The 12,596-nt window shown below is 70.6% G+C and carries 8 protein-coding genes; 7 read left to right on the forward strand and 1 reads right to left on the reverse strand.

Annotation, left to right across the window (positions count from 1 at the left end; genetic code table 11):
* Positions 1-70: 70 nt before the first annotated feature.
* On the forward strand, positions 71-1,282 hold the full coding sequence (ftsY, locus tag ACFY0T_RS27045) for a signal recognition particle-docking protein FtsY (protein WP_388875578.1): 1,212 nt from the start codon (positions 71-73) through the stop codon (positions 1,280-1,282).
* 254 nt (positions 1,283-1,536) lie between these two features.
* Here the strand turns inward: ftsY and ACFY0T_RS27050 are convergent, their stop codons facing one another.
* Entirely contained in the window at positions 1,537-2,199 is a 663-nt protein-coding gene (locus ACFY0T_RS27050) for a bifunctional DNA primase/polymerase (RefSeq protein WP_388875581.1), read from the reverse strand.
* Between the two features lie 448 nt (positions 2,200-2,647).
* Between ACFY0T_RS27050 and ACFY0T_RS27055 the strand changes: the two genes are divergently transcribed.
* From ACFY0T_RS27055 to ftsH, 6 genes are all read left to right on the forward strand, one after another.
* Positions 2,648-4,123, forward strand: a complete 1,476-nt coding sequence (locus tag ACFY0T_RS27055; protein WP_388875584.1) for a hypothetical protein — start codon at positions 2,648-2,650, stop codon at positions 4,121-4,123.
* A gap of 417 nt (positions 4,124-4,540) precedes the next feature.
* The gene (locus tag ACFY0T_RS27060; protein WP_388875587.1) at positions 4,541-5,878 is read left to right on the forward strand and encodes an ammonium transporter; all 1,338 of its coding nucleotides are present in this window, start codon (positions 4,541-4,543) and stop codon (positions 5,876-5,878) included.
* The gene (locus tag ACFY0T_RS27065) at positions 5,875-6,213 is read left to right on the forward strand and encodes a P-II family nitrogen regulator (protein ID WP_028802442.1); all 339 of its coding nucleotides are present in this window, start codon (positions 5,875-5,877) and stop codon (positions 6,211-6,213) included. Before ACFY0T_RS27060 ends, ACFY0T_RS27065 begins: the two co-directional genes overlap by 4 nt.
* Positions 6,214-6,251: 38 nt before the next feature.
* Positions 6,252-8,705, forward strand: a complete 2,454-nt coding sequence (locus ACFY0T_RS27070) for a [protein-PII] uridylyltransferase (protein ID WP_388875591.1) — start codon at positions 6,252-6,254, stop codon at positions 8,703-8,705.
* A gap of 164 nt (positions 8,706-8,869) precedes the next feature.
* Positions 8,870-10,420 carry a signal recognition particle protein gene (ffh, locus tag ACFY0T_RS27075; RefSeq protein WP_388875594.1) on the forward strand — a complete coding sequence of 517 codons (1,551 nt, stop codon included), beginning with the start codon at positions 8,870-8,872 and terminating at the stop codon, positions 10,418-10,420.
* A gap of 122 nt (positions 10,421-10,542) precedes the next feature.
* Positions 10,543-12,468 carry an ATP-dependent zinc metalloprotease FtsH gene (gene ftsH, locus ACFY0T_RS27080; protein ID WP_388875596.1) on the forward strand — a complete coding sequence of 642 codons (1,926 nt, stop codon included), beginning with the start codon at positions 10,543-10,545 and terminating at the stop codon, positions 12,466-12,468.
* Positions 12,469-12,596: the final 128 nt, after the last annotated feature.

Consider the following 12,596-nt stretch of genomic DNA (forward strand, 5'->3'; position numbering starts at 1 on the left):
AACCACAGTTTCGACTCTCGGAAAGGGAATCTCCCTCCCCGGGGAGGGATGGCCGATACTGGGGGGCGTTATGGAAATCGTCATCCTTGCTGTAGTCATCGCCGTGGTCGTGATCGGTGCGCTCGGCGGGCTCGTCATCGGCAGCCGCAAGCGGAAGCAGCTGCCCCCGCCGCCCCCCGCCGCCCCCGACATCACCGCCCCTCCGGCCGAACCGCATGTCGGCGACGAGGCCGAGACGCCGCGCGAAGAACCGCGCCGCACGATCGAGGAGGTGGATCTCCCCGAGGCCTCGGCGGCCACGTCGGTCGCCGTCGAGGAGCCCACACCCGTTGTCGAAGTCCCCGAGATCGAGATCCCGGAGCCGACCGCCGGGCGCCTCGTGCGCCTGCGCGCCCGCCTGTCCCGCTCGCAGAACGCGCTCGGCAAGGGGCTGCTCACGCTGCTCTCCCGCGAGCACCTCGACGACGACACCTGGGAGGAGATCGAGGACACGCTGCTCACCGCCGACGTCGGTGTGCAGCCCACCCAGGAGCTGGTCGAGCGGCTGCGCGAGCGCGTCAAGGTGCTCGGTACGCGTACTCCGGTGGAGCTGCGCGGACTGCTGCGCGAGGAGCTCCTCAACCTGGTCGGTACCGACTTCGACCGCACCGTCAGGACCGAGCCCGAAGCCAGCAAGCCCGGCATCGTGATGGTCGTCGGCGTCAATGGCACCGGCAAGACCACCACCACCGGCAAGCTCGCCCGCGTCCTGGTGGCCGACGGCCGCACCGTCGTCCTGGGCGCAGCCGACACCTTCCGCGCTGCCGCGACCGAGCAGCTGCAGACCTGGGGCGACCGGGTCGGTGCCTACACCGTGCGCGGGCCCGAGGGCGGCGACCCCGCCTCCGTCGCCTTCGACGCGGTCAAGGAAGGCAAGGAGATGGGCTACGACGTCGTGCTCATCGACACCGCGGGCCGGCTGCACACCAAGACCGGCCTCATGGACGAGCTCGGCAAGGTCAAGCGCGTCGTCGAGAAGCACGCCCCGCTGGACGAGGTGCTGCTCGTCCTCGACGCCACGACCGGCCAGAACGGACTCGTTCAGGCCCGCGTCTTCGCCGAGGTCGTCGACATCACGGGCATCGTGCTGACCAAGCTCGACGGCACCGCCAAGGGCGGCATCGTCGTCGCCGTACAGCGCGAGCTGGGCGTGCCGGTCAAGCTGGTGGGTCTGGGCGAGGGCGCGGACGATCTGGCGCCGTTCGAGCCGGAAGCGTTCGTGGATGCTCTTATCGGCGACTAGCGGCCACTGGTCATCGCTCTCTCCGCCCACGGATCGCAGCCATCGATGGGGGAACCACGGCGGCGATCCGCCAGGTCCGCGAGAGCGGCGCCGGTTCAGGCGCGAAAAAGGGGAAGGGCCCCGCCGCATGGTGCAGATGAGGCGGGGCCCTTCGCTGTTGTCGCCGGGCGGCTCCGTGAGCCGTTGCCGTCCGGCGGGGCTGTGCGCGCGGTTGTCGTCCAGCGGGCCGTGCGCGCTGTTGCCGCCCGGCGCGGCTACACGCGCGACCGGTGCGCCACGTAGGCCAAGGTGCCCAGCAGCAGCCGGGCCTGCGGTGGCTTCGTCGCCGAGTCCAGCGCGGGGGAGCGCAGCCAGCGGACCGGGCCGAGGCCGCCTCGGTCGGAGGGCGGGGCGGTGACGTACGTACCGGGGCCCAGGCCGTGCAGGTCGAGAGACGCGTCGTCCCAGCCCATTCGGTAGAGCAGCTCGGGGAGTTCGGCCGCGGCGCCGGGGGCGACGAAGAAGTGGGCGCGGCCGTCCGGGGTGGCGGTGACCGGTCCGAGGGGGAGCCCCATGCGTTCGAGGCGGACGAGCGCGCGGCGCCCGGCGGGTTCGGCGACCTCGATCACGTCGAAGGCGCGGCCCACCGGCAGCAGTACCGCGGCGCCCGGGCACTCGGCCCAGGCCTCGGACACTTCGTCGAGTGTGGCGCCGGCCGGGATCACCGGGGCGAAGTCCAGCGGATGCGCACCCGGCGCGGGGCAGTCGGCCCTGCCGCACGAGCACGCCCCGGCGGCAGCCCGCGCGCCCGGGACCACGTCCCAGCCCCACAGCCCGGTGAACTCGGCCACGGCGGTGCACTCCGACGAGCGGCTGCGGCGCCGCGGGCCGGGCCGGATTTCGCGCATCCCCCGACTGTTGCCGATCGTGAAGCCCATGCCCCCTCCAACGGGTCCAACGCACCGGTGGTTACGTGACGAAAGCGGAACGTGACCCTCTGTATCCCGACTTCCCTCTGCGGCGCGATCCAGGCGGCGCTTTGTAGTGCCCCGGGTAGTGCACTCGACCGCGTGCGCCCCGATGCGCACCGCTCCGCCCACTCCCGGCCGTCATGTGTCAAGTGAATCGCGTGCAGGCAACCCGGAGTTCATCCGAAGGGGTGGCGAATGGTGGCGTTTCCGGAATCGCCATGGCTGGACGGGTGATCGTAGGATTACTTTGAGTGCACGAGTCCTGGGGACGTATGCACTCGTGGGTATGCCAAGGGCAAGTCGGCTTCCCGTTCGAAGGGTGAGAACTGCCGGACGCGCGGCCGTATTTACCGGCATTCTGATAGGGCTTGGGCGCACGCAGCGTGCAAGTGGTCTCAGGGATGGGGGCGTTCCAGTGGGCGGCAACGGCGGAAGTGGGACGAACGCTGACAGGCGCCCCAATGAGCTGCTCGGCTCGTGGTTCGTGCGCAGCGGCTGGTCCAAGGGCGAGCTCGCACGTCAAGTGAACCGCAGGGCCCGCCAGTTGGGGGCCAATCACATCTCCACGGACACCTCGCGGGTGCGCCGCTGGCTGGACGGGGAGAACCCGCGGGAGCCGATCCCGCGGATCCTGTCCGAGCTGTTCTCCGAGCGGTTCGGGTGTGTCGTCGCCGTCGAGGACCTGGGCCTGCGCGCCGCCCACCAGTCACCGTCCGTGTCCGGCGTCGACCTGCCCTGGACGGGCCCCCAGACCGTCGCGCTGATCAGCGAGTACTCGCGCAGCGACCTGATGCTGGCGCGCCGCGGCTTCCTCGGCAGCTCGCTGGCCCTCTCCGCCGGCCCGGCCCTCATCGAGCCCATGCAGCGCTGGCTCGTGCCCGCGCCCACACCGCCGCAGGAGGAGCCCGAGCCCCCGGCCTCGACCCGCCGCGGCGGTCGGCTCTCCAAGCCCGAGCTGGACCTCCTGGAGTCCACCACCGTGATGTTCCGGCAGTGGGACGCCCAGTGCGGCGGCGGCCTGCGCCGCAAGGCGGTCGTCGGCCAGCTGCACGAGGTGACGGACCTGCTCCAGGAGCCGCAGCCCGCCGCGACCAACACGCGCCTGTTCAAGGTCGCCGCCGAGCTGGCCGAGCTGGCGGGCTGGATGAGCTACGACGTGGGGCTCCAGCCCACCGCGCAGAAGTACTTCGTGCTCGCGCTGCACGCCGCCAAGGAAGCGGGCGACAAGCCGCTCGGTTCGTACATCCTCTCCAGCATGAGCCGCCAGATGATCCACCTCGGCCGGCCCGAGGACGCCCTGGAACTCATCCACCTCGCGCAGTACGGCAGCCGCGACTGCGCGAGCCCGCGCACCCAGTCGATGCTGTATGCGATGGAGGCCCGCGCCTACGCCAACATGGGCCAGCCCGGAAAGTGCAAGCGGGCCGTCCGGATGGCCGAGGACACCTTCGCCGACGTCCACGAGTGGGACGACCCGGACCCCGACTGGATCCGCTTCTTCTCCAAGGCCGAGCTGTACGGCGAGAACTCGCACTCCTACCGTGACCTCGCCTATGTCGCCGGGCGCAGCCCCACGTACGCGTCCATGGCCGAGCCCCTCATGCAGGAGGCCGTCGACCGCTTCGGCAAGGACGCCGAGCACCAGCGTTCGTACGCACTCAACCTCATCGGCATGGCCACCGTGCACCTGCTGCAGCGCGAGCCCGAGCAGAGCGCGGTCGTGGCCAAGGAGGCGATGGCGATCGCCAAGAAGGTGCGCTCCGAGCGGGTGAACACTCGTATCCGAAAGACGGTCGACACGGCGGCCCGCGACTTCGGGGACCTCGCCGAGGTCGTCGACCTCACCGACCAGCTCGCCGCGGACCTGCCGGAGACTGCCGAGGCGGTCTGAACCGGCGGAGCGAGCGGCCCCCGCCCAGTACTCCGGCCACGGCCGGTCGTCCCGAACTGCCCGACTCGGCTCCCCCATGCCCGGTCATCGGACGACCAGCCGTGGCCGGTTCATGTGCTCCGTTTGTGCGCCTGAACCGGTGCCGCTCTCGCGGACCTGGCTGGTCGCCGCGGGGGTCCCTCAATTGATCGTTGCGGTGGGCTTCGCGAAGATTGCGTCACGATAACGATCGACTCGGCCACTATCCGGCAGTTCATGGATGCGTAACACGCAAGGCGCCTTCGTCACCCGGACGAAACATCGAGGGGCTTCGACGGAAACCGCGCTGCGCCAATCTCATGGCGCATAACCGGCCCGCCCCTCACGCCCACTCAGGCTTCGCCCGCACGGGGCCGTACCAACGACGAGGAGACGCCGATGGCACCAGCCATCACCCTTGCCGCAGAGGCACCCAAGCTGTCTGCCGCCAACACAGGGTTCATGCTCATCTGTTCCGCCCTGGTGCTGATCATGACGCCCGGCCTGGCCTTCTTCTACGGAGGCATGGTCCGCGTCAAGAGCACCCTCAACATGCTCATGATGAGCTTCATCAGCATGGGCGTCATCACCATCCTGTGGGTGCTGTACGGCTTCTCCGCCGCCTTCGGTACCGACCACGGCTCGTTCATCGGTTGGACCTCCGACTGGGTCGGCCTCAGCAACGTCGGCCTGACGGAGCTGTGGGACGGCTACACCATCCCGATCTTCGTCTTCATGGTCTTCCAGTTGATGTTCGCGATCATCACGCCCGCCCTGATAAGCGGCGCGCTCGCGGACCGCGTGAAGTTCACGGCGTGGACGCTGTTCATCGCGCTGTGGGCCACGGTTGTCTACTTCCCGGTCGCCCACTGGGTCTGGGGCGCCGGCGGCTGGGCCTTCGAACTGGGCGTGATCGACTTCGCCGGTGGTACGGCGGTCCACATCAACGCGGGTGCCGCGGCGCTCGGCGTGATCCTGGTCATCGGCAAGCGCGTCGGCTTCAAGAAGGACCCGATGCGCCCGCACAGCCTCCCGCTGGTCATGCTCGGCGCCGGTCTGCTGTGGTTCGGCTGGTTCGGATTCAACGCCGGTTCGTGGCTCGGCAACGACGACGGCGTCGGCGCGTTGATGTTCGTCAACACGCAGATCGCCACCGCCGCCGCCATGCTGGCCTGGCTCGCCTACGAGAAGATCCGCCACGGCGCCTTCACCACGCTGGGTGCCGCCTCCGGTGCTGTCGCCGGTCTGGTCGCCATCACCCCGTCCGGTGGTGCGGTCTCCCCGCTCGGCGCGATCGCCGTCGGCGTCATCGCCGGTGTGCTGTGCGCCATGGCCGTCGGCCTGAAGTACAAGTTCGGCTACGACGACTCGCTCGACGTCGTCGGCGTCCACCTGGTCGGCGGTGTCGTCGGCTCCCTGCTGATCGGTCTCTTCGCCAGCGGCAAGGGTCAGTCCACCGTGGAGGGCCTCTTCTACGGCGGCGGCATGACCCAGTTCTGGAAGCAGTGCGCCGGTGTCTTCGCCGTCCTCGCCTACTCCCTCGTCGCCTCCGCGATCCTGGCCTTCCTGATCGACAAGACGATCGGTATGCGGGTCACTGAGGACGAGGAGATCGCGGGCATCGACCAGGCGGAGCACGCCGAGACCGCATACGACTTCAGCGGCGCCGGCGGCGGCGCGGCCCGGACCGCCGTCCCTGCCCTTGCTGACGCCGAGACCAAGAAGGTGGACGCATGAAGCTCATCACCGCCGTCGTGAAGCCCCACCGGCTCGACGAGATCAAGGAAGCCCTGCAGGCCTTCGGGGTGCACGGTCTGACGGTCACCGAGGCCAGTGGCTACGGTCGCCAGAGGGGACACACCGAGGTCTACCGTGGCGCCGAGTACACGGTCGACCTGGTCCCCAAGATCCGTATCGAGGTGCTGGCCGAGGACGACGACGCCGAACAGCTCATCGAGGTCGTCGTGAAGGCGGCTCGCACCGGCAAGATCGGTGACGGCAAGGTGTGGTCCATCCCGGTCGACACCGCCGTCCGGGTCCGGACCGGCGAGCGCGGCCCGGACGCGCTCTGACCGGACCGGCCCAAAAAGAGAAAGACAGGAGTCGCTGGGTGACGAGTACGGACATGCGTACGGAAGCAGAGGACTCGGGACCCAGCGGCTACGCGGCGGCCCGGCTGCGCCTCCTCCAGGAGGAGGCGCGGTCCGGGCCGCCGCGCCGTGCCGCCCTCGCCGAACTGACCGACGACTGGCTGACCGGCCTGTTCACCGCCGGCTCCGACGGACTGCGCGGTGTGTCGCTGGTGGCCGTCGGCGGCTACGGACGCGGCGAACTCTCGCCCCGCAGCGATCTCGATCTGCTCCTGCTCCACGACGGCAGCGACTCCGGTGCCGTCGCCGCCCTCGCCGACCGCATCTGGTACCCCGTCTGGGACCTGGGCCTGGCCCTCGACCACTCCGTCCGGACGCCCGCCGAGGCCCGCAAGACCGCGGGCGAGGACCTCAAGGTGCAGCTCGGCCTGCTGGACGCCCGCCACCTCGCGGGCGACCTCGGCCTCACCGCCGGATTGCGTACGGCCGTCCTCGCCGACTGGCGTAACCAGGCGCCGAAACGTCTCCCCGAACTCCAGGAGCTGTGCGCCGAGCGCGCCGAGCGCCAGGGCGAGCTCCAGTACCTCCTGGAGCCGGACCTGAAGGAGGCGCGGGGCGGGTTGCGCGACGCCACCGCCCTGCGCGCCGTCGCCGCTTCCTGGCTCGCCGACGCGCCCCGCGAGGGCCTCGCCGACGCGCGACGCAGGCTCCTGGACGTCCGCGACGCACTCCACCTCACCACCGGACGCGCCACCGACCGCCTCTCGCTCCAGGAGCAGGACCAGGTCGCCGCGGACCTGGGGCTGCTGGACGCCGACACCCTGCTGCGCCAGGTGTACGAGGCCGCGCGCGTCGTCTCGTACGCGAGTGACGTCACCTGGCGCGAGGTGGGGCGCGTGCTGCGTTCACGCGCCGTGCGTCCACGGCTGCGCGCCATGCTGGGCGGCGGCAAGCCGGTCGCCGAGCGTTCGCCCCTCGCGGAGGGCGTGGTGGAGCAGGACGGCGAGGTGGTGCTCGCCCGCGCCGCGCGCCCCGAGCGCGACCCGGTGCTCCCGTTGCGCGCGGCGGCCGCAGCCGCGCAGTCCGGGCTTCCCTTGTCGTTGCACGCCGTACGGCGCATGGCCGCTGTCGCACGCCCCCTGCCCACACCCTGGCCCGCCGAGGCCCGCGAACAACTGGTCACGCTCCTCGGCTCGGGCCGCCCGACCGTCGAGGTGTGGGAGGCGCTGGAGGCGGAGGGCCTGATCACCCAGCTGCTGCCCGACTGGGAGCGGGTGCGGTGCCGGCCGCAGCGCAACGCCGTGCACATCTGGACCGTCGACCGGCACCTTATCGAGACGGCCGTCCGCGCCTCCGAGCTGACCCGCCGCGTGGGCCGCCCCGACCTCCTCCTCGTCGCCGCCCTGCTGCACGACATCGGCAAGGGCTGGCCCGGCGACCACTCCGTGGCAGGCGAGATCATCGCGCGGGACGTGGCCGCCCGGATCGGCTTCGACCGCGCGGACGTGGCGGTGCTCGCCGCCCTCGTACGCCACCATCTGCTGCTGATCGACACCGCGACCCGACGCGACCTGGAGGACCCGGCCACCGTCCGCTCGGTCGCCGAGGCGGTCGGCTCGCAGGGCACCCTTGAGCTGCTGCACGCGCTGACCGAGGCCGACGCGCTGGCCACCGGGCCCGCCGCCTGGTCCTCGTGGCGCGGCTCCCTCGTCGCCGACCTGGTCAAGCGGGTCTCGGCCGTGCTCGCCGGGGATGCCCCCGAAGAGCCCGAGGCCGTGGCGATCACGGCCGAGCAGGAGCGGCTCGCGATCGAGGCCTTCCGCACGGGCGGCCCCGTCCTGGCACTGCGCGCACAGACCGAGCCGGTCGACTCCGACGCCGTCCCGACCTCGGACGACCCGGAGCCGCTGGGCGTGGAGCTCCTCATCGCCGTGCCCGACCAGCCCGGCGTGCTCCCCGCGGTCGCGGGCGTCCTCGCCATGCACCGGCTGACCGTCCGCACCGCCGAGCTGCGCGCCCTCGACCTGCCCGACGGCGTCGAGGGCTCGGTCCTGCTGCTCAACTGGCGGGTCGCCGCCGAGTACGGCTCCCTGCCGCAGGCCGCCCGTCTGCGCGCCGACCTCGTCCGCGCCCTGGACGGTTCCCTCGACATCACGGCCCGTCTCGCCGAGCGGGACGCCGCCTACCCCCGCCGCAGGGGCACGGTCGCTCCGCCGCCCCGTGTGACGGTCGCCTCGGCGGCCTCCCGGCACGCCACGGTCATCGAGGTCCGCGCCCACGACGCCCCCGGCCTGCTGCACCGCATCGGGCGCGCCCTGGAGGACGCGAACGTGCGGGTGCGCAGCATGCATGTCTCCACGCTGGGCGCGAATGCCGTGGACGCCTTCTACGTGACGGGCGTCAAGGGCTCGCCCCTGCCGGGGGAGGAGGCGGCTTCGGTGGCGCGTGCGCTGGAGGAGACGTTGCGGGGGTGAGCTGTGACCGAGGCCACTCCCGGCCCGCGAGCGAGGCCACTCCCGGCCTGTAGCCGGGGGTGCTGCCACTCTCGTATGAACGCGGTGGAGACCCCACCGCACGCGGCCAGATACCCTGGAGGGCGATTCCCATCGCCCCCGACCCCTGAGGACCGACGAGCGCCGTGTTCGATACTCTCTCCGATCGCCTCTCAGCGACGTTCAAGAACCTGCGGGGCAAGGGCCGGCTGTCCGAAGCTGACATCGACGCCACCGCACGCGAGATCCGTATCGCGCTCCTCGAAGCCGACGTGGCCCTGCCGGTCGTGCGGACCTTCATCAAGAACGTCAAGGAGCGCGCCCTCGGTGCCGAGGTCTCCAAGGCGCTGAACCCCGCCCAGCAGGTCCTGAAGATCGTGAACGACGAGCTCGTCACGATCCTCGGCGGCGAAACCCGACGCCTCCGGTTCGCCAAGAACCCGCCCAGTGTGATCATGCTCGCGGGTCTGCAGGGTGCCGGTAAGACCACGCTCGCCGGAAAGCTCGGCAAGTGGCTCAAGGAGCAGGGGCACTCCCCGCTCCTCGTCGCCGCCGACCTCCAGCGCCCGAACGCGGTGAACCAGCTCAGCGTCGTCGCCGAGCGCGCGGGCGTCGCGGTGTACGCGCCCGAGCCGGGCAACGGCGTCGGCGACCCGGTCAAGGTCGCCAAGGACTCCATCGAGTTCGCCAAGACGAAGGTCCACGACATCGTGATCGTGGACACCGCCGGCCGTCTCGGCATCGACCAGGAGATGATGCAGCAGGCCGCGGACATCCGCGACGTCGTCTCCCCGGACGAGATCCTCTTCGTCGTCGACGCGATGATCGGTCAGGACGCGGTCAACACCGCGGAGGCCTTCCGCGACGGCGTCGGCTTCGACGGCGTCGTCCTGGCGAAGCTCGACGGCGACGCCCGAGGCGGCGCGGCCCTCTCCATCGCCTCGGTCACCGGCAAGCCGATCATGTTCGCGTCGAACGGCGAGAAGCTCGACGACTTCGACGCCTTCCACCCGGACCGGATGGCCTCCCGCATCCTCGACATGGGTGACCTGCTCACCCTGATCGAGCAGGCGGAGAAGACGTTCAGCCAAGAAGAGGCCGAGAAGATGGCCTCCAAGCTGGCGTCCAAGAAGGGCCAGGACTTCACCCTGGACGACTTCCTGGCCCAGATGGAGCAGGTCCGGAAGATGGGCAGCATCAGCAAGCTGCTCGGCATGCTCCCGGGCATGGGCCAGATCAAGGACCAGATCAACAACCTCGACGAGCGCGACGTCGACCGCACGGCCGCGATCATCAAGTCGATGACCCCGGCCGAGCGCCAGGAGCCGACGATCATCAACGGCTCGCGCCGCGCCCGTATCGCCAAGGGCTCCGGCGTCGAGGTCAGCGCCGTCAAGGGCCTGGTCGAGCGCTTCTTCGAGGCTCGCAAGATGATGTCCCGCATGGCTCAGGGCGGCGGCATGCCGGGGATGCCCGGGATGCCGGGCATGGGCGGCGGCCCCGGCCGCGCCAAGAAGAAGCAGAAGCAGGCCAAGGGCAAGCAGCGCTCCGGCAACCCGATGAAGCGCAAGCAGCAGGAGCTGGAGGAGGCGCAGCGCCGCGAGGCGGGCGCCCAGGGCGGCAACGCGTTCGGCCTGCCGCAGCAGGGCGGCCAGGACTTCGAGCTGCCGGACGAGTTCAAGAAGTTCATGGGCTGACGGTTCGGTTACGGGACTGCTGTCCTGTCGTACGTCACTGGGGGCGCCCCTCGCCGGAGGGGCGCCCCCGTCGTATGACCGCCGCGGGTGCCGGTGTCCGCTGCGTGGCGTAACGTCCGAATATGAGCAACTCCGTGCCGCCGCGCAAAGCGCCTGACCAGCCGTGGCGTACCGAGGGCACTCCGCCCGAGCCGACACCACCGCCTTCCGGTAAGAGGAAGATTCCCGGTGGCTGGTGGAGTCTGGCTCTCGCCGCGCTGGTCGTGTTCGTGATCGCGAACCTGGCGCTGTCCTTCTTCAACGAGGGCGACGAGCCGACGATCTCGTACACGGAGTTCAGCAAGCAGGTCGACGACGGCAACGTCACCAAGATCTACTCCAAGGGCGACGCGATCCAGGGCCAGCTCAAGAACGCCCAGGACAACCCGGGGGGCGGTGGGAAGTACACCAAGTTCAAGACCCAGCGCCCCGCCTTCGCGGATGATCAGCTCTGGCAGAACCTGGAGAAGCGCAACGTCACGGTGACCGCCTCGCCGGTGGTCCAGCAGCGCAGCACCCTCTACAACGTCCTGCTCTCGCTCGCCCCCATGCTCCTGCTGGTCGTCCTGTGGATCTTCATCGCCCGCCGGATGCGGACGGGGCTCGGCGGCGCGGGCGGCATGCTCGGCCGCAAGGCGCCCCCGAAGCCGATCGAACTGGTGCCCGGTGCCAAGCGCACCACCTTCGCGGACGTGGCCGGGATCGACGAGGTCGCGGGCGAACTGAACGACGTCGTGGACTTCCTCAAGAACCCGGACGCATACCGCCGGATGGGCGCGAAGATGCCGCGGGGCGTGCTGCTCGCCGGTCCGCCGGGGACGGGCAAGACGCTGCTCGCCCGGGCGGTGGCGGGGGAAGCGGGGGCTCCCTTCTTCTCGGCCTCCGCGTCGGAGTTCATCGAGATGATCGTGGGCGTCGGCGCGTCCCGGGTCCGCGAGCTCTTCGCCGAGGCCCGCAAACTGGCCCCGTCCATCATCTTCATCGACGAGATCGACACGATCGGGCGGGCGCGGGCGGGCGGCTCCGCCATGGGCGGCCACGACGAGCGCGAGCAGACGCTGAACCAGATCCTCACCGAGATGGACGGCTTCTCGGGCGCCGAGGGCGTCATCGTCATCGCGGCGACGAACCGCGCGGACATCCTGGACCCGGCGCTCACCCGCCCCGGCCGCTTCGACCGCATCGTCAACGTCTCGCCCCCCGACCGTGGCGGCCGCGAGGCGATCCTGGAGATCCACACCCGCGAGATTCCGCTGTCCCCCGAGGTGGACCTCTCCCAGGTGGCCCGCACGACCCCGGGCATGACCGGAGCGGACCTCGCCAACCTCGCCAACGAAGCGGCCCTGCTCGCGGTGAAGCGCAAGCAGGAGAAGGTCACCCAGACGGACCTCTCCGAGGCGCTGGAAAAGGTGCAACTGGGCGCGGAACGCTCGCTGGTCATGCCGGAGGAGGAACGCCGCCGCACCGCCTACCACGAGAGCGGTCACGCCCTCCTCGGCATGCTGCAGCCGGGCGCGGACCCGGTCCGCAAGATCACGATCGTCCCGCGCGGCCGCGCCCTGGGCGTGACGTTGTCGACCCCGGAAGCGGACAGGTACTCCTACACGGAGGAGTTCCTCCGCGGCCGCATCATCGGCGCCGTGGGAGGCATGGCCGCCGAACACGTCGTCTACGGAGTCATCACGACGGGCTCGGAGAACGACCTGGAACAGGTCACGAACATCGTCCGGGGCATGGTCGCCCGCTGGGGCATGAGCGAACGCGTCGGCCGCCTCTCCGCCCTCCCGAGCGATGCCCAACAGGCCTACGGCCTCTCCGCCGCGCCCGCGACCCTCGACTCCATCGACCACGAGATGCGCCGCATCGTCGACGAGTGCTACGAGGAGGCCTGCCAGAAACTCCGCGACCACCGCGCCCAGTTGGACGCCCTGGCGGAGGCACTCCTCGTGAACGAGACCCTGGAGGAGGCGGAGGCCTACCGCATCGCGGGGGTCAAACGACTGGCGTAGAGGGGGTCTCTTAAGCGCAGGCTCTCAGCCCGTCCGGCGTTTGAGGACGAGCGCGAAGCGCGATATCGGGGGTCTGGGGGCGGCAGCCCCCAGTACGGGACGGGTAGGGGCGGAGGGGGCGAAAAAGG

The sequence above is a fragment of the Streptomyces sp. NPDC001530 genome, from assembly GCF_042894545.1.
Lineage (GTDB): Bacteria > Actinomycetota > Actinomycetes > Streptomycetales > Streptomycetaceae > Streptomyces.